This is a genomic window from Albidovulum sediminicola (assembly GCF_025751575.1).
Classification (GTDB): domain Bacteria; phylum Pseudomonadota; class Alphaproteobacteria; order Rhodobacterales; family Rhodobacteraceae; genus Albidovulum; species Albidovulum sediminicola.
This window is the reverse complement of record NZ_JAOWLA010000001.1, coordinates 77202-98235: the sequence shown is the minus strand read 5'-3', so window position 1 is coordinate 98235 and position 21034 is coordinate 77202. Positions and strand designations below refer to the sequence as shown.

22 protein-coding genes are annotated in these 21034 nt (G+C 67.1%); 6 read left to right on the top strand and 16 right to left on the bottom strand.

Going from position 1 to position 21034, the window contains the following annotated elements:
* Positions 1–20: 20 nt before the first annotated feature.
* The 4 genes from OE647_RS00520 to hslO are packed head-to-tail and all read right to left on the bottom strand — an operon-like array spanning position 21 to position 3413.
* The gene (locus OE647_RS00520) at positions 21–617 is read right to left on the bottom strand and encodes a LysE family translocator (RefSeq protein ID WP_263719632.1); all 597 of its coding nucleotides are present in this window, start codon (positions 615–617) and stop codon (positions 21–23) included.
* Positions 618–672: 55 nt separating this feature from the next.
* Complete coding sequence (locus OE647_RS00515; RefSeq protein ID WP_263719631.1) at positions 673–1815, bottom strand: CCA tRNA nucleotidyltransferase; 1143 nt, start codon at positions 1813–1815, stop codon at positions 673–675.
* 7 nt (positions 1816–1822) lie between these two features.
* Complete coding sequence (locus tag OE647_RS00510) at positions 1823–2425, bottom strand: CoA pyrophosphatase (protein WP_263719630.1); 603 nt, start codon at positions 2423–2425, stop codon at positions 1823–1825.
* Positions 2412–3413, bottom strand: a complete 1002-nt coding sequence (hslO, locus tag OE647_RS00505; RefSeq protein WP_263719629.1) for an Hsp33 family molecular chaperone HslO — start codon at positions 3411–3413, stop codon at positions 2412–2414. Before hslO ends, OE647_RS00510 begins: the two co-directional genes overlap by 14 nt.
* A 76-nt stretch (positions 3414–3489) precedes the next feature.
* On the opposite strand from hslO, the gene OE647_RS00500 reads away from it, so the two are divergent.
* Positions 3490–3939, top strand: a complete 450-nt coding sequence (locus OE647_RS00500; RefSeq protein WP_263719628.1) for an NUDIX hydrolase — start codon at positions 3490–3492, stop codon at positions 3937–3939.
* Here OE647_RS00500 and OE647_RS00495 read toward each other — a convergent pair.
* Complete coding sequence (locus tag OE647_RS00495; RefSeq protein WP_263719627.1) at positions 3930–5171, bottom strand: PP2C family protein-serine/threonine phosphatase; 1242 nt, start codon at positions 5169–5171, stop codon at positions 3930–3932. The two genes, OE647_RS00500 and OE647_RS00495, sit on opposite strands and share 10 nt — an antisense overlap.
* A 183-nt stretch (positions 5172–5354) precedes the next feature.
* On the opposite strand from OE647_RS00495, the gene OE647_RS00490 reads away from it, so the two are divergent.
* The gene (locus OE647_RS00490; protein ID WP_263719626.1) at positions 5355–5699 is read left to right on the top strand and encodes an Hpt domain-containing protein; all 345 of its coding nucleotides are present in this window, start codon (positions 5355–5357) and stop codon (positions 5697–5699) included.
* Here the strand turns inward: OE647_RS00490 and ilvA are convergent.
* Positions 5696–6943 carry a threonine ammonia-lyase IlvA gene (gene ilvA / locus OE647_RS00485; protein WP_263719625.1) on the bottom strand — a complete coding sequence of 416 codons (1248 nt, stop codon included), beginning with the start codon at positions 6941–6943 and terminating at the stop codon, positions 5696–5698. The two genes, OE647_RS00490 and ilvA, sit on opposite strands and share 4 nt — an antisense overlap.
* Before the next feature lie 207 nt (positions 6944–7150).
* On the opposite strand from ilvA, the gene OE647_RS00480 reads away from it, so the two are divergent.
* Both OE647_RS00480 and OE647_RS00475 read left to right on the top strand, forming a co-directional pair.
* Positions 7151–7720, top strand: coding sequence for a hypothetical protein (locus tag OE647_RS00480; protein WP_263719624.1), 570 nt, complete (start codon positions 7151–7153; stop codon positions 7718–7720).
* Between the two features lie 94 nt (positions 7721–7814).
* On the top strand, positions 7815–9041 hold the full coding sequence (locus OE647_RS00475) for an argininosuccinate synthase (RefSeq protein WP_263719623.1): 1227 nt from the start codon (positions 7815–7817) through the stop codon (positions 9039–9041).
* A gap of 1 nt (position 9042) precedes the next feature.
* Here the strand turns inward: OE647_RS00475 and arfB are convergent, their stop codons facing one another.
* The 6 genes from arfB to OE647_RS00445 all read right to left on the bottom strand — a co-directional run bounded on the left by arfB (position 9043) and on the right by OE647_RS00445 (position 14178).
* Positions 9043–9462 (bottom strand): alternative ribosome rescue aminoacyl-tRNA hydrolase ArfB, encoded by a 420-nt coding sequence (gene arfB, locus OE647_RS00470; protein WP_263719622.1) that lies wholly within the window; start codon positions 9460–9462, stop codon positions 9043–9045.
* A gap of 292 nt (positions 9463–9754) precedes the next feature.
* Positions 9755–10378, bottom strand: coding sequence for a queuosine precursor transporter (locus OE647_RS00465; protein WP_263719621.1), 624 nt, complete (start codon positions 10376–10378; stop codon positions 9755–9757).
* 90 nt (positions 10379–10468) lie between these two features.
* A complete protein-coding gene (locus OE647_RS00460) occupies positions 10469–11350 on the bottom strand; it encodes an esterase-like activity of phytase family protein (RefSeq protein WP_263719620.1) in 882 nt (293 codons plus the stop codon).
* Positions 11323–12213, bottom strand: a complete 891-nt coding sequence (gene mepA / locus OE647_RS00455) for a penicillin-insensitive murein endopeptidase (protein ID WP_263719619.1) — start codon at positions 12211–12213, stop codon at positions 11323–11325. The genes OE647_RS00460 and mepA overlap by 28 nt, the downstream gene beginning before the upstream one ends.
* Positions 12213–13568, bottom strand: a complete 1356-nt coding sequence (locus OE647_RS00450; protein WP_263719618.1) for an MFS transporter — start codon at positions 13566–13568, stop codon at positions 12213–12215. The genes mepA and OE647_RS00450 overlap by 1 nt, the downstream gene beginning before the upstream one ends.
* Positions 13569–13647: 79 nt before the next feature.
* Complete coding sequence (locus OE647_RS00445; RefSeq protein WP_263719617.1) at positions 13648–14178, bottom strand: acyl-CoA thioesterase; 531 nt, start codon at positions 14176–14178, stop codon at positions 13648–13650.
* Positions 14179–14311: 133 nt separating this feature from the next.
* Between OE647_RS00445 and OE647_RS00440 the strand changes: the two genes are divergently transcribed.
* Together OE647_RS00440 and recQ are read left to right on the top strand one after the other, a co-directional pair.
* A complete protein-coding gene (locus OE647_RS00440) occupies positions 14312–14605 on the top strand; it encodes a YggT family protein (protein WP_263719616.1) in 294 nt (97 codons plus the stop codon).
* A gap of 62 nt (positions 14606–14667) precedes the next feature.
* Positions 14668–16710, top strand: coding sequence for a DNA helicase RecQ (gene recQ, locus OE647_RS00435; RefSeq protein ID WP_263719615.1), 2043 nt, complete (start codon positions 14668–14670; stop codon positions 16708–16710).
* Here the strand turns inward: recQ and OE647_RS00430 are convergent.
* From OE647_RS00430 to OE647_RS00415, 4 genes are all read right to left on the bottom strand, one after another.
* On the bottom strand, positions 16707–18842 hold the full coding sequence (locus OE647_RS00430) for a response regulator (RefSeq protein WP_263719614.1): 2136 nt from the start codon (positions 18840–18842) through the stop codon (positions 16707–16709). The two genes, recQ and OE647_RS00430, sit on opposite strands and share 4 nt — an antisense overlap.
* Before the next feature lie 83 nt (positions 18843–18925).
* A complete protein-coding gene (locus tag OE647_RS00425) occupies positions 18926–19486 on the bottom strand; it encodes a DUF2585 domain-containing protein (protein WP_263719613.1) in 561 nt (186 codons plus the stop codon).
* 41 nt (positions 19487–19527) lie between these two features.
* The gene (locus tag OE647_RS00420; RefSeq protein ID WP_263719612.1) at positions 19528–20265 is read right to left on the bottom strand and encodes a metallophosphoesterase; all 738 of its coding nucleotides are present in this window, start codon (positions 20263–20265) and stop codon (positions 19528–19530) included.
* A 75-nt stretch (positions 20266–20340) separates the two neighbouring features.
* The gene (locus OE647_RS00415; RefSeq protein ID WP_263719611.1) at positions 20341–20940 is read right to left on the bottom strand and encodes a dimethylsulfonioproprionate lyase family protein; all 600 of its coding nucleotides are present in this window, start codon (positions 20938–20940) and stop codon (positions 20341–20343) included.
* Between the last annotated feature and the right edge of the window lie 94 nt (positions 20941–21034).

Sequence of the window (21034 nt, the reverse complement as noted above, 5' to 3'; positions counted from 1 at the left end):
AGGCGGGCGAAAGGGAAATGTCAGTGCCAGAGAAGTTGCGCGACGGACAGAACGATCAGCCCCGCCATACTCAGGTTAAAGATCCGCCGCCGGGCGGGGGAGGTCATGAAGCGCGCGATCGCCTGGCCGGCAAGCGTCCAGGTCGCCGATGACATCAGCCCGCCGCAAAGGAACGTCAGCGCGACGACGGCGGCCGCGAAAGCCGGTGCCGGGCCGGTCACGAATTGGGAGGTCGCGGCAATCGCCATGACCCAGGCCTTGGGGTTGATCCACTGGAACGCCGCGGCGGCGGGAAATCCCATCGGACGGCCCGACCCGCGCCCGACCGAGACCCGGCCCGACAGCGCGATCTTCCAGGCGATCCACAGCAGAAGCGCAGCCCCGCCCCAGCGCAGCGTTTCCTGGATGATGGTGCTTGTCTGGAAGAGGCCTCCCAACGCGAGTCCGACGATCAGCACCATCGCGGGAAAGCCGATCGCAACGCCCAGCAGGTGTGGAACCGTCCGGCGAAAGCCGAAAGTGGCCCCGGAGGCCGCCAGCATCGCGTTGTTGGGCCCCGGCGTGAACAGCGTCCCGGCGGCGAGCGCAAGAAGGGCAAGGAAGGTTTCGGGTGTCATCGCAAGACTCGGACCAGGATCGGAAGGCAAAGTGTTGTCGGGTGGGCGGAAAGCTTCAAGCCAGCAATTGTTCCCGTGACAATTCGAACCCGGAGGCGATCCATCGGTCCTCCAGCGCGCGCAGACGTGCGCCGAGGTCCGGGCCGGAATAGGCGGGCATTAAGTCCGCCGCCCTGAGCGGAAAGACCGCGCCCGCGCCTTTTGCAACCGCATCCTCCCACCCGGCGGGCGGCGGCTGGCCCAGCGATGCTGAGGTGATCAGGACCGCGTCACGGGCGATTTCCGCGCCGCTGCGGTAGGCGGTCACCGCCGGGGGTTCCGCGCCCGACAGGGCCGAACGGAGCAGCTCGATCCGCCGCGCCTCGGCCCGGGAAAGCCGGAGCCGTTCTTCCGGACCTGCGGCGCCCAGCACCATCAGGCGGCGCAGCCAGTCCGGCGCATAGGGCGGTTCCAGATGCACCAGCGGCGCCAGTGCCCGCGCGTCGGCGCCGGGCAGGACCAGCGCCAGGATGCCCGCGGCCTGCATGGCCGCCACGGCCTGGGACGGATCGGGCGCGGCCAGAAGCCGGCGCATCTCATGCCCGATCCGTTCGCGCGAAAGCGCCTCCATTCCCGCCGCATTGGCCGCGCAGGCGGCATATCCCGCGGGGTCCAGCCCCTCGTCCGCGTCGCCGTACCAGGCATGAAAGCGAAAGAACCGGAGGATGCGCAGGTAGTCCTCGCGGATGCGCTGGTCGGCATCCCCCACGAAGCGCACGCGCCGGGCCTTCAGATCCTCCAGACCGCCCATCGGGTCGATAACCCGGCCCGAGGCGTCGGCGTAAAGCGCGTTCATGGTGAAGTCGCGCCGTGCCGCGTCCTCCTCGATCCGGGTGGAATAGGCCACCACCGCGCGCCGCCCGTCGGTTTCCACGTCGCGGCGGAAGGTCGTGACCTCATGGCCCACGCCATCGGCCACGACGGTGATGGTGCCATGCTCGATCCCGGTCGGGACCGCCTTGAGCCCCGCGGCCCGCGCCAGATCCACGACACGTTCGGGCACGGCATCGGTGGAGATGTCGATATCCGCGACCGGCTGTGACAGCAGCGCGTTGCGCACGCAGCCGCCGACCACATAGGCCTGATGCCCCGCGTCGCTCAGCAGGGCCAGGACGCGCTGCACATGCGCCGCCTCGAACCAGTCGCCGCTGATCCTCATGTGATCCTCATGTGTCCAGCCGGTCTGCCAGCGCGCGCAGGATACGCGCGGTCGCGCCCCAGATGTAATAGGGGCCGTAGGGGACCGCGTAATAGCGCCGCCACTGGCCGCGCCAGCGACGCCCCTCGATGCGGTAATTCGCCCGATCGGCCAGATGCGCAAGCGGCACCGCAAAGACCTCCTCGACCTCGCCGGCCTCGGGTCGCGGATCGAAGGGGGCAAGGATGCGCCCCAGGACCGGCGTCACCGTGAACCCGGTAACCGTTTCATGGGCCTCGGTCGTGCCCAGCACCGCCACGTTGCCGCGCGCCAGGCCGATCTCCTCTTGCGCCTCGCGCAGCGCGGCGTCCACGGGCCCGGCATCGGTCGCATCGACCTTGCCGCCGGGAAAGGCGATCTGCCCCGCGTGGTGCTTCAGATGCGAGGCGCGCTTGGTCAGGATGATCTCGGGCCCGGACGGCCCGGCCTGAAACGGCACGAGGACGGCCGCCGGTTTCAGCAGCCGCCCCTCCGGCAAGACCGTTCCGGGGTTGAGGTCATAGTCGGATGTCGGCCGCCCCGGCATCCCGAGTGCGGCCACAAGACCGGGCAAGGGGTCAGGCGTTGTCATCCCGACGCTCCTGCGCCTCGAACCCCAGGGTTGTGGGATCGAACTCGTAATGCGCGCCGCAGAACTGGCAGTCCGCCGTCACGATCCCCTCGTTCGTGGTCATATGCGCGATGTCCTTGGCCGAATAGATCGACAGGCTTTCGCGGACCTTGTCGGCCGAGCAGGTGCAGCCGAACTGGACCGCCTGCGCGTCGAAGACCCGCGGCCCCTCCTCATGGAACAGCCGGACCAGAAGGTCGGTGGGCTGGACCGAGGGGCCGATCAGTTCCAGCTCCTCGACAGTGTCGAGCAGCAGGTTGGCCCGGTTCCAGTTGTCGCCCTCTTCGCCCTCAAGGATGTCGCGCGCCGCCAGCAGGCCGCCCTCGCCCGTCGCATCGTCGCGCGCGACCAGCGGTGAGGCCTTGGGCATGTGCTGAAGCATCACGCCGCCGCCACGCCAGTGTTCGTCCTGCCCCGGCAGACGCGACCGGCCGAAGGCCAGCGAAAACCGCGTGGGCAGCTGTTCGGACTGCGCGAAATAGGTCTCGGCGCAGGCCGCCAGCGACCTGCCGGCGATCGGCGTAATCCCCTGGTAGGGCACATTGCCCGCGCCCTGGTCGATCAGGATCGCGAAATAGCCCTTGCCGATCTGGCTGAAGGCATGGCCATCGGGCACGACGCGTTCGGCGTCGAAACTGGCCCAGCCGCGGATCCGCGCCGGGGCGCCGTCGCTTGCGGGGGCGTAGTAATCGGTCGCGATGATGCGGATCGGGCCGTCGCCCCGGATCTGGAGCGAGAGCTTCCACCTGAGCTTGATCGTCTGGCCGATGAGCGCGGTCAAAAGCGCCGCTTCTGCCACCAGCGCCTCGACGGCGGCGGGGTAGTCATGCTGGCTCAGCACCCTTTCGAGCACCCCGTCAAGGCGCGCGACCCGTCCCCGGATATCGGAGCGGTCGAGTTGAAAAGGCAGGACTGTATCGTCCCAGACGATCTGCGACAGGCTTGTCATGGGGTTTCCTTTTGGCCGAGGCCTTGGCATACCGCTTCCATATGGGGACGGCAACCTGTGCGCCAAGGGGGCGGGCATGATCAGGCGTTTCGGCGAAGCGGTACGGGCCGATCAGAAATATCGCATCCGGCACGGTGTTTACGCGGTCCTGGCGCTCGGCGGGGACGTGCTGATCACGCATCAGGCCGAACCGGAGCCCGAATTCCAGCTGCCCGGCGGCGGCGTGGACCCCGGCGAATCGCCGCTGCGCGCCCTTCACCGGGAGGTCTATGAGGAGACCGGCTGGTCGATGGCCGCGCCGCGCCGGCTGGGGGCCTTCCGCCGCTTCACCTACATGCCCGAATACGACAAATGGGCCGAGAAGCTCTGCACCATCTACCTCGCCCGCCCGGTCCGGCGCCTTGGCCCGCCGCTGGAGCCCGGCCACCAGGCGCTGTGGGTGCCCGCCCGCGACGCCGTCCGCATCCTGGACAACGAGGGCGACCGCCACTTCCTTGCGCGGGCAATCGGGCGCGCTCAGGGCTGAGCGCGGCCCACGAACTCGATCAGGGCACCCGACACGTCGTCCGGGAACTCCCCGTCCGAACAGGCTTCGAGCCGCATCATCAGCGATGCCATGAACGCATCGCCGCGAAGGTTGCGGCAGGCCGTCAGGATCTCGGCCAGGCCGCCGGGCCCAAGCTGGCCGCCATCCGGCCCCGGTGCCTCAGAGATCCCGTCGGACATCAGGAACAGCCGGTCCCCCGGCGCAAGCGCGAGTTCGGTCGTCTCATAGCCCGCGCATTCGATCAGGCCGATGGGAAGGCCGCCCGCGCCCACGAACTCCACCCGGCCATCGCGGCGCTGGACGGCGGGGTGCGGATGCCCGGCCTGGACCAGCCCGACGCGGCCTGTGACCAGGTCGATGTCGGCATAGGCGAGCGTGAAGTAGGTCTCGGTCTGCATTTCGCGCAGGACGATCCGGTTCAGGAGCCCGGCAAGCTCCCCCGGAGGCCGCGCACCATAGCCCCTTTCTGCCGGCACAAGCGCGAGGTTCTGTTCGGGCGTGTTTCCCGACAGGAAGCCCGCGAGCCGCGCGGTCATCAACGCCGAGGTGATCCCATGGCCCGAGACGTCGATCGAAAAGACGCCAATCCGCCCCTCCGCGATCTGGAAGAAGCCCACAAGGTCGCCGCCAACGTGACCCGAGGGACGCAGCAGCAAGGTCACCTCGGCCGGGCCGAACCGGCGGAAGCGTTCCCGCACCAGGCTTTGCTGAAGCTTTCGCGCCTCGATCAGGTCGCGGTCGATCGAATCATAAAGCAGCTGAAGCTTGCCCAACGTCGTTTCCAGAAGGCGGTTCTTGTCCTTCAGTTCGCGTTCCATGCGAAGGATCCGCTCGCCCGCGACGATGCGGGCCCTGAGCTCGTCGCCTGACACGGGCTTCGTGAGGAAGTCGTCAGCCCCGATGTCGAGGCCCAGCGCCACCTCGGCCGTCTCGGTCTTGGACGTCAGCAGGATGAAATAGACGTAGCTGTCCGAGGGCAGCGCGCGCAGGGACCGGCAAAAGTCCAGCCCGCTCATCCCGGACATCATCCAGTCCGAGATCACGAGATCCGGCGCCCCGGCGCGACAGATCTCCAGCGCCTCCTCGGCGGAACTGGCCTCGATGACGTCATGGCCCGCGCGGGCGATCTGGCTTGCCAGGATCTTGCGCTGCACGCGGCTGTCATCGACGACCAGAATCCGGCGTGCCGTCGCGGCGGAAGAAGCGGCCACCGAAACGCCGCGTGCTGTCTGTGGAAGGGCTGAATTCACGAAAGGACCAGGCGTCTAATGCGGCCCCGAGCCTAACCGCCGCCGCGTTAACGCGGGCTGAATCGCCTTTGGCCTCCGATCGTTAACCGGGCATCAACACCTGCGTTGCTACCCTTGACGCGGGGAAGCGAAGGGGCGGGTGCGATGATCGACTGGGCACGGGTGAGCAGCCTCAGGGCTGAGATAGGGGATGAAAGCTTCGACGAGGTCGTGGAGCTTTTCCTCGACGAGGTGGAATCCGTGATCGCGCGCCTGCGCGCCAGCCCAGAGCCGCGGCATTTCGAGCAGGACCTGCACTTCCTCAAGGGCGGCGCCTGGAACCTCGGATTCGTCGATTTCGGCGCCATCTGCCAGGAAGGCGAGCGTCAGGCCGCCCACGGCGAAGCGGCCGCTGTCGATATCGGCGCGGTGATCGAAATCTACGTGCGATCGCGGGCCGCCTTCATGGCGGGTCTTGCGTCGGAGGCGGGGCGAAGCTCGGTCGCCTAGATCAGGAATTCGGCGAGCGTTTCGTCCTCGGTGATGTCACGGTAGACAAAGGCCGCCGCGTCAAGCTTTTCGCAGAACCGGACAAAATTCTCCGCCGCGTTGGTTTCGATCCCGATCAGGACGGAACCGAAGTTGCGCGCCGACTTCTTCAGATACTCAAAGCGGGCGATATCGTCGTCCGGGCCTAGCATTTCCAGGAATTCCCGCAGGGCGCCAGGGCGCTGCGGCATGCGCAGGATGAAATATTTCTTCAGCCCTGCGAAGCGCTGGGCGCGTTCCTTGACCTCGGGCAGGCGCTCGAAGTCGAAGTTGCCGCCCGAAGTCACGCAGACCACCGTCTTGCCGGCGATCTCCTCGGCAAGCTCGGGCAGCACATCGACGGACAAGGCCCCGGCGGGTTCCAGAACGATGCCTTCGACGTTCAGCATCTCCAGCATCGTGATGCAGATGCGGTCTTCCGGGGCGGCCAGAACCTGTTCGGGCCTGGCGCCTTTCAGGCGCTCGAAGGTCAGCGCGCCGACGCGCGCGACCGCCGCGCCATCGACGAAGCTGTTGATCCGTTTCAGCGTGACCGGGGCACCCGCGACAATGGCGGCGGCAAGGCTCGCCCCGCCCGCAGGCTCGACATAGCGGATCTGCGTGGCCGGCGCGGCGTCCCGCAGGTAGGAGGTGACGCCTGCCGAGAGGCCCCCGCCCCCCACGGGCAGGATCACGAGATCCGGCGCGCGGCCGAGCTGGTCCAGGATCTCCACCCCGACGCTCGCCTGACCCTCGATCACGTCCTCGTCGTCGAAGGGCGAGAGGAACCAGGCGCCGACATCCCGGCAATAGGTCTGCGCGGCCGCCAGCGTCTGGTCGAAATAGTCGCCGGTCAGGCGAATCTCGATATTGCCCTCGCCAAAGGCGCGGGTCTTGTCGATCTTCTGTTGCGGTGTGGTGACGGGCATGAAGACGGTGCCGGACACGCCGAAATGGCGGCAGGCATAGGCCACGCCCTGCGCGTGATTGCCTGCCGAGGCACAGACGAAATGCCGCTGGCCCGGGTCGCGCGCCAGAACCTTGCGCATCGCGTTGAAGGCGCCGCGCAGCTTGTAGCTGCGCACCGGTGTCAGGTCCTCCCGTTTGAGGAAGACCTCGGCCCCGTAGCGCTGCGAAAGGTGAACGTTCAACTGCAGGGGCGTCTCGGGAAACAAGGCGCGCAGGGAATTGGCCGTTTCGACGGCACGATCGGTAAAGGAGGTCACGGTCCGGTATCCCGAATGGCGAAAAGCGCGCCCTTTGCCGCATCCGGTGGCGGCGATGTCAAGCCCGATCGGGGATGCGCAGCGACGTGCGATCTTGCGAAGCGCCGATGGTTGGCCCGACTTTGCCTTATTTTTGACAAGTCGCTCTGGCTTCATTCAGGGGAAATCAACCAATTTGCCCCTCCGGGCGCACCATCGGTGGATACCATGTCTGCTGGACTTCCAAAGACCCTCTTCACGGCGCTTGCCATCGCGGCCCTGCTTGGCGGCCCGCTTGCTCCGATCGCCTCGCTGGCCGGCCTCGATGCCGCCTATGCGAAGAACGATGGCGGCAACGGCGGCGGAAACGGCGGCGGAAACGGGGGTGGTAACGGCGGCGGGAATGCTGGTGGCAACGGCAAGGGCAGCAACGGGAACAACGGAAAGGCCAAGGGCAAGGCGAAGGCCGCGTCGGTCCAGTCCATCAAGATCTCTGTCACCGCGAACTATGGACTGCTGGCCTCGGAGTTGAAGGCGCTGGAGGCGGTCATCGCGGATTCCTCGGCGCTGGCGCGGGCCAGCAAGCGCAGCCAGATCGGGCGCTACCGCACCTATCTTGCCGCCGCCGAAGCGACGATCGAGGCGCAGGCCGCTTACGATCAGGGCGACATCGATAAGACGGTGCTGAATGCCGCGATCGAGAACGAGGCGATTGCGCTGGCTGCGGCCTCCAACGGGCGCACCCTTTCTCCGGAGGCGGTGGAACTGATCCGAACGGTGCTCGGCATCAGCGCCTGACCGCTGTTTGGCATTCTGCGGCCCTCCGCCCTTGCCCGGCACGCGGAAACCCAATAAACGGCAGCCGAATTGACTCATTGAATGAGGCTGCCCCATGTCTGCCCCGAAGAAAGTCGTCCTTGCCTATTCCGGCGGTCTCGATACCTCGATCATCCTGAAATGGCTTCAGACCGAATACGGCTGCGAAGTCGTGACCTTCACCGCCGACCTCGGTCAGGGCGAGGAGCTTGACCCCGCCCGCAAGAAGGCCGAGCTTCTGGGGATCAAGCCCGAGAACATCCATATCGAGGACGTGCGCGAGGAATTCGTGCGCGATTTCGTTTTCCCGATGTTCCGCGCCAACGCGCTTTACGAAGGGCTCTACCTGCTGGGCACCTCGATCGCGCGGCCGCTGATCTCCAAGCGGCTGGTGGAAATCGCGGAGATGACCGGCGCCGATGCGGTGGCCCACGGCGCGACCGGCAAGGGCAACGACCAGGTCCGGTTCGAGCTTTCGGCCTATGCGCTGAACCCTCATATCAAGGTGATCGCTCCCTGGCGGGAATGGGATCTGACCAGCCGCACCAAGCTTCTGGAATTCGCCGAGGCGAACCAGATCCCGATCGCCAAGGACAAGCGCGGCGAGGCGCCGTTCTCGGTCGACGCGAACCTTCTGCACACCTCCTCCGAAGGCAAGGTTCTGGAAAACCCGGCCGAGGAGGCGCCCGAATACGTCCTGCAGCGCATCACCCGGCCCGAGGACGCCCCCGATACGCCGGAATTCGTGGAGATCACCTTCGAAAAGGGTGACGCGGTTGCCATCAACGGCGCGGCGATGAGCCCGGCGACGATCCTGACCAAGCTCAACGAGCTGGGCGGCAAGCATGGCGTCGGCATCCTCGACCTCGTGGAAAACCGCTTCGTCGGCATGAAGTCGCGCGGCGTCTACGAGACGCCCGGCGGGACGATCCTGCTGGAGGCGCATCGCGGCATCGAGCAGATCACGCTGGACGCAGGCGCGGGCCACCTGAAGGACTCGATCATGCCGCGCTACGCGGAGCTGATCTACAATGGCTTCTGGTTCAGCCCGGAGCGCGAGATGCTCCAGGCGCTGATCGACAAGAGCCAGGAGCATGTCTCCGGCACCGTTCGCGTGAAGCTTTACAAGGGTTCCGCCCGCACCGTCGCGCGCCGGTCGGATCATTCGCTTTACAGCGAAAAACATGTGACCTTCGAGGAGGACGCCGGCGCCTACGACCAGAAGGACGCGGCGGGCTTCATCCGGCTGAACGCGCTGCGCCTGAAGTTGATCGCCACGCGGAACGAACGCGTCAAGGGCTGAACTATTCGTCCTCGACCTTGCCACGCAGCGCCTTGACGGCGCTGCGTTCGCTTTTCGCCTGAAGCCTGCGGCGCTGGCTGCCCAGCGTCGGCTTGGTCGCGATACGCCTTTTGGGGGCGATCAGCGCCTGGCGGATCAGCTCGGCAAGACGTTCGCGCGCGATTTCCCGGTTCTGGGCCTGGCTCCGGCTTTCCTCGGCCCGGATCACGATTGCGCCGCCTTCGGTCCAGCGACGGCCCGCCAGACGTTTCAGCCGGGTCTTGACCGGCGCCGTCAGGTTCGGGCTGCGCTCCGCCTCAAAGCGCAACTCGACCGCGCTCGACACCTTGTTCACGTTCTGCCCGCCGGGGCCGGAGGCCCGGATGAAGCTTTCGCTCAGCTCCCAGTCGGCGATAGCGATGGTGTCATTGATCCAGAGCATGCGGGGCGTTCTGGGCGCTTGGCGGCCCGGGGTCAAGGGTGGCGGCCGGAAACGGAAAGGGCCGCTCCGGGTTGGAGCGGCCCTCCGAGATCTAAGGAGATGGACCAGTTAGGGTGCCGGTGTTCGGCATGGCCCAGTCATGGGTTGAAACCTTCGGGTTTGCCCTCAGGCCACGGCCTCCATTACTGTCCTGACACCTCTCTCCAATATCACTCTAGACACTGGATCACCTCCTTTCGCTGGGTTGCCGTTATCCACAGGCTGCCACAGATTTTGTGTTTGTCAAAACCTTTCACGCAAGCTTTGCGGTCAATTTTCCGACAATCATGCGGAATGGCACCAATGCGACAGCCGCCAAAGACAATTTCACCAGCCAGTCGGCGAAGCCGAGCGAAACCCAGAGCGGGACCATCGGGCCGACGCCCATCAGCGGCAGCGTTTCGCCCGCCCAGCTCACGTCGGTCGCCGGGTCGATGAACGCAAGAGACGCCGAAAATGCCACCGTGAAGAACAGCGCGGTGTCGAGGGACGAGCCCGCGAGCGTCGAGACGAGCGGCGCGCGCCACCAGCTTCCCTCGCGCAGGCGATTGAAGACGCTGATGTCGAGAAGCTGCGCGAGCAGGAACGCCAGCGCCGAGCCGATGGCAACGCGCAGCGTGACCAGGGGGCCGAACTCGCCCATGATCTGGCTGCCGATGAGCGAGCAGATCAGGCCGATGACGAAGCCCGCGACGACGACCTTGCGGGCGGCGGCGGCGCCCTGAAGGCGGTTGGTCAGGTCGGTCACGAGGAAGGCGAAGGGGTAGGTGAAGGCGCCCCAGGTCAGCCATTGGCCGAAAAGGAACTGCACGAGGATGTTCGAGGCCACCACGATGGCGGCCATGGCGAGAATGCCAGGGATCAGATTGCGGGTCATGACTGGTCCGTTTTTTACAAGGTCGCGGAGACTTGGTCCCGGCCCATCCGGAACGGGCGGGCTTTATGTGCCCAAGGCGCGGCGGTCAAGTCATTCCGTGATCCGCAGGTCCACGATCTCGGTCTTCTGAACGGGAAGGAAGTTGTCGTCCGAGACCAGCGTGAGGCGGATCGCGCCCGTGCTGTCCCGCCAGGCGGCCAGCCCCTCAAGGTTGTCGAACGCGCCCGCGCGGGTCTCGAAGAGGACGGTGGCGGGCGAAAGACCCGCATCGCTCAGATCGAAGCGCAGCACCCGCGTCATGAATCCGATGAAGGGCCAGAAGTCGCGTTCCAGCAGATAAAGCCGCCCGTCCGGTCCGAAATCGGCGCCGACGGGATGCCAGCCGCCCTCAGCCGGAAGCGCCAGGGGTGTCTGCCAGGCGCCTTCGGCTAAGCGCAGCACCGCATGTACGCCCCCGACCGCGCCCTCGGCCAGCGCCCAGAGCGTCCCGTCGGGCGCCGCGGCGAGCGCCTCCATCCCCTGGTTTTCCCACCAGTCGAGCGAAAGCGCGGGGGCAGGTCGGATCCTGGCGGGCGCGTCGGGGCGCGGCTGGAAGGACAGCCGGTGGTCCTCCTCGAAGCTTACGACGATCGTCTCGTCGGGCAGCACGGCCAGGCCCTCGGAATCGGCGTCGCTGTCGTCAAGGGGGGCACCCTCCGGATCACGCAGCGGGAAAGACCTCTCGATCCGGGCACCGATGACCCGGCCCGTCGCGTCCCGCTCGAACTGCCCGGTGAAGAGCCGTCCCCGGTCCGAGGCGGTCAGGAAACCCAGGCCGTCGGCGGCAAGCTCAAGCGACGACAGGCCGCCGAAGTCCGGATCGTCGTGCCGCCAGACGAAGGCCCCCAGCAGGTCGGCGCGGGGGGCGGCCTGCAGCGGCGCCGCCAGGACCGCAAGCGCCCCGCTCAGTCCGAGGAGAGCACGAGCGCGCATTGCTTTGGCAGGTCCGACATCGTGAATTCGCGCGCGGTTTTCTTGCGCTTGCCCTTGGGCTTTTCCTTGCTGGGGGGCTTCTTCAGCTCTTCAAGATAGGTCGTCACCCACCAGTTCAGGCTTTCGTCGCAACCGTCGCCACCCTTGGAAAGCTCGGCCACGGTGGGTTTCTGGGTCTCACAATAGCGCGCGCCCTTGGGGCATTTCAGGCGGACGTGGAAATGGGTGTTGTGCCCATAAAGCGGGCGGATCTTCTGGAGCCAACCCTTGTCGCCCTTGGTGGCGGTCCGGCAGAGCTCGATCTTGACCGCCGCGGCGACGAAGATGCGGTCCACCCGCGGATCGGAGGCCGCCAGCCGCAAAAGCGCGCCATGCGCGGGCGTCCAGTTGCCGTTGATCCGGGTCTGGTCGTCGGTCCGGACCGAGACGGAGCTGATCTTTTCCCGCTCCGCCGCCGACAGGGTCAGCCGGCGCGGCGGCAGCATCCAGATGTCGGCGTCGAGCCCGATCTGGTGGCTGGCGTGGCCAGAGGTCATCGGCCCGCCGCGCGGCTGGGACATGTCGCCGATGTAAAGGCCGGGCCAGCCGACGGATTGCGCGGCCTGCGACAGGTCTTCAATATAGGCGACAAGCTCCGGCTGGCCCCAGTTGCGGTTGCGCGACAGGCGCATCGCCTGCCAGGTCGGCCCGGTTTCGGGCAGTTGGACCATGCCGGCGCCGCAGCCCTTGGCATAGGAACCGATCGGTTCCGGCGGCAGGGCCGCAGCCGCGCGCTTGGCCCCGAAAAGCTGGTTGGCAAGGTCCTGGGCATCCGCAGGCGCGGCCGCAAGAAGCGCAAGAAGCAGGATAGCGGTGCGAAACATCAGCGGTCTCCTTTCGGGGCGACCCAGATCAGCAGGACAAGACCCAGGCCCAGAAGCGGGATGAGCGGCGCGATGCCAAGCCGGGCGCTGCCCGTCATCGCCGTGGCCGCCGTGATCAGCGCCGGGGCCAGAAAGCTCGTCGCCTTGCCCGAGAGCCCGTAAAGCCCGAAGGCCTCGGCCGCGCGGTCAGGGTCGGCATGATAGACCATCAGCGTCCGGCTGGAGGCCTGGAGCACGCCGCCCGCCGCCCCGATCAGCGCGCCGCAAAGGTAGAAGATCTGGTCCGGCAGGGCCGATCCTTCGGCCAGGGCGACGCCGAAGAGGGTGTCGCGCGACAGGCCCATCAGTGTCACGCAAACCGCGATCAGGACCAGGATGCACCCGATGATGACCGGCTTGGGCCCCAGTCGGCCGTCAAGCCGCCCCCCCGCCCAGCAGGCCGCCGCCGCCGTGATCGCCGCGATGACGCCGAAGGTGCCGCTTTGCGTGACGCTCCAGCCCAGCACGTTCGAGGCGAAGGCCCCGCCCAGCCCATAGATCGCGTTCAGCGCATCGCGGTAGAACATCGAGGAGGCAAGGTAGGCCGCAAGGCTCCTGCGCCGCGGCAGCGCCTTCAGGCTGTCCCAAAGCCGGGCCAGCGCCCGGCGGGCGGGATGGGTCTTGGGCCGAAGCGGCTCAGCCACCCAGAGGAAGAAGGGGATCATGAAAAGCGCGTACCAGATCGCGGTGAAGGGGCCGACGGCGCGCGTCCCCTCCCTGAGCGCCGGGTCGAGGCCGAGGACCGGCGGGATCTTCAGGAAGGTGCGCCCGGTTTCGGCGTTCTCGGCGAAGAAGCCCAGCACCAGGAACAGCGCCAGCACACCCCCCGCATAACCGAAGGCGAAGCCCGACCCCGAAACACGGCCAAGCTCTTCGCGCACCGCCAGATGCGGCATCAGCGCGTTGGTGAAGATCGTCGCGAACTCCATCGCGATCAGGCCAAGGCCGAAGAACACCACCGGCCAGAAAAGACCGCCCGTGGCGCCCGTCCACCAGAGCGCGAAGGCCGCGAGGATGTAGAGCCCCGAGAACCCGCGGATCCATCCCATGCGGTTGCCGCTGCCGTCCGCGACCGCACCAAGGATCGGCGCGAGGATCGCGATCACGATCCCGGCGGCCGTCAACCCGCCGGTCCAATAGGCTTGGGCTTGGGCCGCCGCGGCTTGCGGGCCTGCGCCGGCGGCGGTGAAATGGGCGCGCGCGACCTCGGCAAAATAGGGCGCGAAGATGAAGGTCAACAGAAGCGTGCTGTAGGGCTGGCTGGCCCAGTCGAAGAAGAACCAGCCCCAGATGCGTTTGCGTGCCGAAACGGCCATGCCTGCTGCGCCCCATTGGTTTTTCCTGATGAAGCCCGAAAAGGCCGGGGGGCGCAAGGCGGCTCAGAGTAAGCCCGGCTCAGCGCACGGGCGGCCAGGGGCGCTGTGCGTCGGCCTCGATCCAGGCGGTGACCCAGCCCGGCAGATCGGGGCTGTCCACCCCATGACCCATCGCCGAGAGCACCTGTGCCGGCGGGACGATGCCGCTGGCGGAGGTGATGGCCGAGCGCAGCAGCATGTGGCTGGTGCAGTCGTCCCCCCGCCACATGCTTTGTTCCATGTAGAAGAAGCGCGCGTCCCAGCCGATGCAGCGGCTGTGCATCTCCAGCCGGTCGAACATGCGGACACGGCGGCGGTAGCGCAGCGTGTTGCCCGCGACCGTGATACCCCAGCCATTTGTCGCCAGAACCCCGATCAAGCCGGTGCGGATCGCCAGCGGCAGACGGCCCAGGTCAAAAAGCGTCAGCGTGCGGCCGTTGTTCAACTCGACCCAGGGGTCCAGGTCCCAGGGCCAGCAGATGTGATGGGAAACATGCGTTTCCGTCAGCCCAAGCGGCGCGGCGCGGCGGGCCAGGAAGTTTTCCTTGAACATGCGGACGAAGGGATACATGGCGGCTCCTGCAAGGCGTTGGCGCATGGGCGCCCTGCCGCCGGGGAAGGTCAACCCCGACGTTGCGTTAGATGGTTGCGCCCCGGGCGGCGACCGCTTACCTGTGGTCCGACCCTGAATTACCGGAGGCCCGATGAAGTCGCTTTATGACATCCTGACGCTGATCCTTGACGTGGTCTGGTTCGTCATGATCGCGCATATCATCATGTCCTGGCTGATCAGCTTCCAGGTGCTCAACACCCGCCAGCCCCTTGTGGCGCAGATCTGGTACGGTCTGAACGGTATGCTGGAGCCGATCTATGCCCCGATCCGGCGCTTCCTGCCGCGCACGCCGGGCTTTGACCTTGCGCCGCTCGCGGCCTTCATCGCGCTGATCGCCATTCGCATCGTGCTTCAGAACAACGCGGGCCTCTTCTACGGCTACTGAACCTTGCCGCGCCCGGCCCTTCGTGAAAGGGTCCGGGACAACGAGCAGAGACAAGAGCAACGATGCAGCGCGCCGAGGAGATCCTTTCCTCCGTCTTCGGATTCTCGGGCTTCCGCCCCGGCCAGGCAGAGATTGTCGAGGCAGTGGCCGCGGGGCGCAACACGCTTGCCATCATGCCGACGGGCGGCGGCAAGTCTCTCTGCTACCAGTTGCCCGCGCTCTTGGGGGACGGGGTGACGGTCGTCATCTCGCCCCTTATCGCGCTGATGCGCGACCAGGTGCGGGCACTCCGCGAAACCGGGGTCGAGGCGGGGGCGCTGACCTCCGGCAATACCGAGGCGGAGACGGAGGAAGTCTTCGCCGCTCTGGACGACGGGCGGCTGAAGCTTCTTTACATGGCGCCCGAACGGCTTGCCTCTGGTGGCACGCTGCCACTTCTCCGCCGGATTGGCACCCGACTGATCGCGGTCGATGAGGCGCATTGCGTCAGCCAATGGGGCCACGACTTCCGCCCCGATTACCTGAGGATCGGCGAACTACGCCGTGCGCTGGGCGTGCCGCTGGCCGCCTTCACCGCCACCGCCGACGAGGAGACGCGCGCCGAGATCGTCACGCGGCTTTTCGACGGCACGTCGCCCGAAACCTTCCTGCGCGGCTTCGACCGGCCGAACATTCACCTCGCCTTCGCGGTCAAGAACCAGCCACGGCGGCAGATCCTCGACTTCGCCGCTGCCCGCCGGGGCCAGTCCGGCATCGTCTATTGCGGAACGCGCGCCAAGACCGAAACCCTGGCCCAGGCGCTGCGCGAGGCCGGGCATGTCGCCTGCCACTACCACGGGGGCATGGAGCCCGACGACCGGCGCGAGGTCGAGGCGCGTTTTCAGCGCGAGGACGGGCTGATCGTGGTGGCGACCGTCGCCTTCGGCATGGGCATCGACAAACCGGACATCCGCTGGGTGGCACATGCCGACCTGCCGAAATCGATCGAGGCCTATTACCAGGAAATCGGCCGCGCCGGTCGCGACGGGGCGCCCGCCGAGACGCTGACGCTTTACGGCCCCGACGATATTCGCCTGCGACGGGCACAGATCGACGAGGGCCTCGCCCCGCCAGAGCGCAAGGCGGCCGATCATGCGCGGTTGAACGCGCTTCTTGGCCTGGCGGAGGCGACCTGCTGCCGCCGCCGCAGGCTTCTGTCCTATTTCGGCGAAGAGGCCGAACCCTGCGGGGCCTGCGACCTTTGCGACAGCCCGCCTGACCTCTTCGACGGGACCGAGGCGGTGCGCAAGGCGCTCTCCGCGGTACTCCGGTCGGGCGAAAGTTTTGGCGCGGGGCATCTGATCGACATCCTCACCGGGCAGGCGACCGACAAGGTGCGCGAACGCGGGCACGATGCCTTGCCGACCTTCGGCGTCGGGCGGGATCGGGGCAAGGCGGAGTGGCAGGCGATCTTCCGGCAGATGCTGGGCCACGATCTGGTCCGGCCCGATCCCGAACGCCACGGTGCGCTGCGCATGACCGACGCCGCCCGTCCGATCCTGCGCGGCGAGGCCGGGATCACCCTGCGCCGCGATACGATCCGCGCGCCCTCAGGCCCCGTGGCGCGCGCATTGGTCTCGGAGGAGGACGCGCCGCTTCTCTCCGCGCTGAAGGCCAAGCGGCGCGCGCTGGCGGAGGTCGCCCGCGTCCCCGCCTATGTGATCTTCCCCGATCGCACCCTGATCGAGATGGCAGAGCGTCGGCCCGAAACGCTGGACGCGATGGCGCGGATCAGCGGCGTCGGCGCCAAGAAGCTGGAAAGCTACGGCCGCGCGTTTCTTGAGGTGATCACCGGCGCCCCGGATGCCGCGCCCCATCCGGCGCGGCGGCGCATGGCCGGGCGCGCCGAGGGCGGCGTCTTCGACCGGCTGATGATGGCGCAGCAGGATCTGTCGCGCGGCACTGACGGCACAGGCAAGTTCCTGACCTGCAACCCCGCGACCCTGGCCCGCATCGCCGAAAGCCGCCCCCGCACCCGGGATGAGCTTGAGCGCATCGGCGGCATGGGCGCGCAGAAGGCCGACCGCTTCGCCGAGGCCTTCCTCGCGGTTCTCTGGGACGGTTAGGCGGGATTGCCCGGCACCGGATCGGCGGTGCCGTCCGGACGGAAGGCTGCCAATGTCGCGGCCAGCGTGATCTTCTGCAGCGGCTTTTTCAGGTATCGGTCGATCCCGTCCGGGCAGCTGGCCGTTTCCTCCCCGTCGAGCGCCTGGGCGGTGAGGGCGATGATGGGCACATGGGCGCCGGTGCCCCGTTCCTGGGCACGGATGCTCCGGGTCGCCTCCCGCCCGTCGACCTCGGGCATGGAGATGTCCATGAAGATCACGTCGGGGCGGAATCTTTGCCAAAGTGCGACGGCCTCCCGCCCGTTGGCCGCCAACTCAAGCTCGATGTCGAAGCCCTGCACCATCTTGGTGAACACGAGCTGGTTGGTGCGATTGTCCTCCGCCACCAGGACCCGCATCCGACGGCCCGATCGGCCCCCGCAGTCGGTTGCCTCGTGGGAGAGATCCGCCGCCCGCGACACTGAGAGTGCGCGCAGGTGATGGTAAAGCTCGCTGCGCAGGACGGGCTTTTGCAGCCGCCCAGCATAGGGCAGGTCCAGGCCCTGCGCGGCGGGGTCCGCGAAAAGACCGAGCAGTGGCACCTTGGGCCCGGCGGCACGGAGCGCGGCGCACAGCGGCTGCCCAGCGACGGGGGCGATGTGTTCGTCGATCAGCACGAGGTCGATGCCGGTGCCGCCGCCGAAGGCCGCCAGGGCCTCGGCCGCCGATCGGCAGTGGGTGACGGTCAACCCATAGGTCTGCAACTGCCGCTCGATGATCTTCCGGTTCATCGGCAGTTCATCCACCACGAGGGCCGAGCGCAGAAGGATCGGGCGGTCGGGATGATCGACGACGATGGGCTCCGCGGCCCTCAGCGTCAGCTTGAAGCCGAAGCAGGTCCCCTGCCCAAGCTCGCTATCGACCCAGACCGACCCGCCCATCAGCCCGACCAGCTGGCGGGTGATCGCAAGGCCGAGACCGCTGCCCTCGAACTTGCGGTTCGACTGATCCTCGACCTGGTTGAACTCACCGAAGATGTGGTCGAGGTGCTCTTCGGCGATGCCGATGCCCGTGTCCTCCACCGTCACATGCACTTCGTAATCGTTGCCCTCCAGGGCCATACCGACCACGCGCATCAGCACATGCCCGCTTTCGGTGAACTTCACCGCGTTGCCGATCAGGTTGGTGAGGATCTGCCGGAACCGGCCCGGGTCGGTAAGATAGCGGGTGGGCAGGAACATGTCGAAATCGACCATCAGACGAAGGCCCTTGTCGCGCGCCGAGGGTTCCAGCAGCAGCATCACCTCATGCAGGCAATGTTCGAGGTCGAAGGGCTTCGCCTCCAGGCGCAATCGCTGTGCCTCGGCCTTGGAATAGTCGAGGATGTCGTTGATGATCGAGAGCAGCGCCGCGCCGGAGGAGCGGATGGTTTCGGCATATAGCCGCTGTTCGTCGGTCAGCGCCGTTTCGCAAAGCAGTTCCGCCATGCCCACGATCCCGTTCATGGGGGTGCGCAGTTCATGGCTCATGTTGGCGAGGAAGGTCGACTTCGCGCGGCTTGCGGCCTCTGCCTTCTGGCGCGCGTCGCGCAGTTCGGCCTCCCGTTCGGTCGCGCGGGTGATGTTCTGTGCAAGGCTCACCAGGTCGCCCGAGTCGCAGCGCCGGTCGAGCAGGCGGATGCGATGCCCGCTCAGGAGCCGGATCTCCCGGGGCGCGATGACCTCGCGCACCATGCGGGCGGTCATGTCGTGGCGCCAGTCGTCGGCGTCCATCCCCTCCAAGTCCGCGATGCCGCCTTCGGCCAGCGTCCGCAAGAGCGCGTCGTAGCTGGTGCCCGGGCCGACCCCCTCGACCCCCTCGAACGGAGCGAGATAGGCGCGGTTCGCGACCACAAGCCGCAGGTCGCCGTCGAAAAGCGCGAAGCCGTCGCGAATCGTGTCGAGCGCGTCCCAGAGCCGGTTCCGGGCGATCCGCATTTCGGAATGGGCGGTTTCAAGGGAGCTGCGTTGCTCGACGATCTGGTCTGACAGGTTGAGCGCGTGTTGCGCGAGCTGTTCGTTGGCCGCGAACAGTTCGCGCTTCTTCTGTTCCAGCAGGCGTTCGGCCGCCAGCCGGGCCCGGGTTTCCCTGACAAGCTTGTCCGCGATGTTCACCCCAAGCCTCCGCCCCGCGCATCCCGGGCAGGATGGGTCAAAGGCGTGAAACAAGGTTTAACCCGACAGGTTTAGCCCGGCCTTCAAAGCCCGCCTTGCCAGTCCCGCACGGCCTCAAGCGGGTAAAGCAGCATCAGGATGTTGAGGGCGAGCCCGTCGCGGATCACCCACATGGTCAGCGCCTCGAACCCGATGACGATCAGGACGCTCGCCCAGACCGGCAGCGCCCGCGCCAGGTAAAACCCCAGCACCATGGCCATGATGTCGGCGAGCGTGTTGATCACGCTGTCGCCGTAATAGTCGAGCGAGATCGTGACCGCCCGGTAGCGTTCGATGATCCAGGCGGAGTTCTCGACGATCTCCCATGCGGCCTCGATCAGCGTGGCGATCACCAGGCGCCAGCCGAAAGACATGCGCCGCGCGAAGAGCCAGAGCGCCGCGTAGAACAGGATGCCGTGCAGGATATGCGAGGGCGTGTACCAGTCCGTCAGATGCTGGGAATTCTCCGAGCTCATCGTCTGGCCGTGCCAGAGCTTCACATAGCCGCATTCGCAGATCGGCACCCGCCCGGCCCAGAGGAGCCAGAGGCCGGTCAGGGCCAGGATGGCGACGACGATCCAGTAGGGGCGGGCGATCCGGCTCATGCCCGCAGGCAAGCACGCGGGCAGGTCCGGGTAAAGCGGGGTTATTCGTGACGTAGCGGCACACGGCCCCGTGGCGTCAGAAGCCAGGCCACTTGGCCCTCGACCACGATGGCCGAAAGCGCCTTGCCATACCCCGCGCCGGTGTCGACGTTCAGCCGGTTGCCATAGTGGGTGACCTGCTCGACCGGGGTATGGCCATGCACGACAAGCACCCCGTGATCGCGTGTATCCTCAAGAAAGGGCGCGCGAATCCAGACCAGGTCGGTTTCCGTCTGCCGCTCAACCGGAACACCCGGACGGATGCCCGCGTGAACGAAGAGCGCCTGGCCCCGCGCGAAGGAGGTCTCAAGCCCCGCGAGGAAATCGCGATGCGCAACGGGAACCTTGAGCCGCGCCTGCGCCGCGATGTCGGACAGGAACGTCTCGCCCACGCCGGTCACCCCGTAGGAGGCCAGCGTTTCCGCCCCGCCCAGGCGCGGGTGGGTCCAGTTCAGTTCCGCGCGCAGGCCGGGGTCGTGGTAGTCGGGATCGTCGAGAAAACCCGAAAACATCCGGTCATGGTTGCCCTTCAGCACCACCCAGGGCTCGCCATGTTCCAGCCCCGCCAGCAGGCAATCCACCACCCCCCGGCTGTCGGGGCCGCGATCGACCAGATCGCCCAGATGCACGACCGGGGCATTCGCATCGCCTTGCTCGGCACGGTCTTTCGCAATCAGCCGGTGCGCCGCCTGAAGCTTGTCGCGGTGGCCGTGAATATCGCCGATCACATAGGTTCGCATGTCTTGGCCCCCTTTTCGCCCCGGACCCTAGCCCGGTGCGACAGGGGCTGCAACGCAGCGTTCCCGCTACGGTCTTCAGGCGGCGGCATCCGGCAAGAAGGCGTAGGAATGCGTGTTCACATCGCCGCTCCAGCGCCAGAGCGCAAGCACGCCCTCCTTCCCGGTCCGGAAGGCGTGGGGCATCAGGCTCGGGTGGTGGATATAGTCGCCCGGTCCGCGCACCCGGATGTCGTCGCCTGCGGTCCAAAGCGCGCTGCCCGCCAGGATGACATAGGTTTCGTCGGCGTCGTGGTTGTGAAGCGCGTAATAGGTATCGGGCCGCTGGTAGAAGAGGCCGAGCCGGAGGTCGGGCGCGGGAATCGGCCCTTCCGGTCCCATCAAGGTGGTCACCGCGCAGATGGCGGCGGCGGTTTCGCTCATCCGGTCGGCCACCGGGTTGGTCCCCCAGGGAATGAGGCTTTGGGCGGCAAGGATCGCGGCCGCGGCGGGGTGCGCCGAGCTCGCGAGCAGGTCGCGCATCATCGCGTCAAGTGCGCAAGGGTCCTGTGGCAGGAAGGCCGCCGGCGCGGGCGTGGTCGTCAGGGCCTGCGCGGTGCGATCGGCCGCCTCGCGCCCCTCGGCTAGATAGACATCGGCAAGGGCGCGCAGCAGAGCGTCGAAGTCAGGATGATTCATGGGGGCCCCCGGCGGCAGAATTCAGCAGCGCGGAATTTGCCTGAGAGCATCGGCCCCGACTGGGTTCACGGCGACCTGTTCACGTCGTTTTTGG

Bases quoted from the DNA above. Each gene is read 5' to 3' on its own strand.
- OE647_RS00465 (WP_263719621.1), bottom strand. From the start codon at position 10,378: ATGACCCGCAATCTGATCCCTGGCATTCTCGCCATGGCCGCCATCGTG.
- OE647_RS00500 (WP_263719628.1), top strand. From the start codon at position 3,490: ATGATCAGGCGTTTCGGCGAAGCGGTACGGGCCGATCAGAAATATCGC.
- recQ (WP_263719615.1), top strand. From the start codon at position 14,668: ATGCAGCGCGCCGAGGAGATCCTTTCCTCCGTCTTCGGATTCTCGGGC.
- OE647_RS00415 (WP_263719611.1), bottom strand. From the start codon at position 20,940: ATGAATCATCCTGACTTCGACGCTCTGCTGCGCGCCCTTGCCGATGTC.
- OE647_RS00515 (WP_263719631.1), bottom strand. From the start codon at position 1,815: ATGAGGATCAGCGGCGACTGGTTCGAGGCGGCGCATGTGCAGCGCGTC.
- mepA (WP_263719619.1), bottom strand. From the start codon at position 12,213: ATGTTTCGCACCGCTATCCTGCTTCTTGCGCTTCTTGCGGCCGCGCCT.
- OE647_RS00490 (WP_263719626.1), top strand. From the start codon at position 5,355: ATGATCGACTGGGCACGGGTGAGCAGCCTCAGGGCTGAGATAGGGGAT.
- OE647_RS00475 (WP_263719623.1), top strand. From the start codon at position 7,815: ATGTCTGCCCCGAAGAAAGTCGTCCTTGCCTATTCCGGCGGTCTCGAT.
- OE647_RS00440 (WP_263719616.1), top strand. From the start codon at position 14,312: ATGAAGTCGCTTTATGACATCCTGACGCTGATCCTTGACGTGGTCTGG.
- arfB (WP_263719622.1), bottom strand. From the start codon at position 9,462: ATGCTCTGGATCAATGACACCATCGCTATCGCCGACTGGGAGCTGAGC.
- OE647_RS00510 (WP_263719630.1), bottom strand. From the start codon at position 2,425: ATGACAACGCCTGACCCCTTGCCCGGTCTTGTGGCCGCACTCGGGATG.
- hslO (WP_263719629.1), bottom strand. From the start codon at position 3,413: ATGACAAGCCTGTCGCAGATCGTCTGGGACGATACAGTCCTGCCTTTT.
- OE647_RS00450 (WP_263719618.1), bottom strand. From the start codon at position 13,568: ATGGCCGTTTCGGCACGCAAACGCATCTGGGGCTGGTTCTTCTTCGAC.
- OE647_RS00420 (WP_263719612.1), bottom strand. From the start codon at position 20,265: ATGCGAACCTATGTGATCGGCGATATTCACGGCCACCGCGACAAGCTT.
- OE647_RS00445 (WP_263719617.1), bottom strand. From the start codon at position 14,178: ATGTATCCCTTCGTCCGCATGTTCAAGGAAAACTTCCTGGCCCGCCGC.
- OE647_RS00425 (WP_263719613.1), bottom strand. From the start codon at position 19,486: ATGAGCCGGATCGCCCGCCCCTACTGGATCGTCGTCGCCATCCTGGCC.
- OE647_RS00480 (WP_263719624.1), top strand. From the start codon at position 7,151: ATGTCTGCTGGACTTCCAAAGACCCTCTTCACGGCGCTTGCCATCGCG.
- OE647_RS00520 (WP_263719632.1), bottom strand. From the start codon at position 617: ATGACACCCGAAACCTTCCTTGCCCTTCTTGCGCTCGCCGCCGGGACG.
- OE647_RS00460 (WP_263719620.1), bottom strand. From the start codon at position 11,350: ATGCGCGCTCGTGCTCTCCTCGGACTGAGCGGGGCGCTTGCGGTCCTG.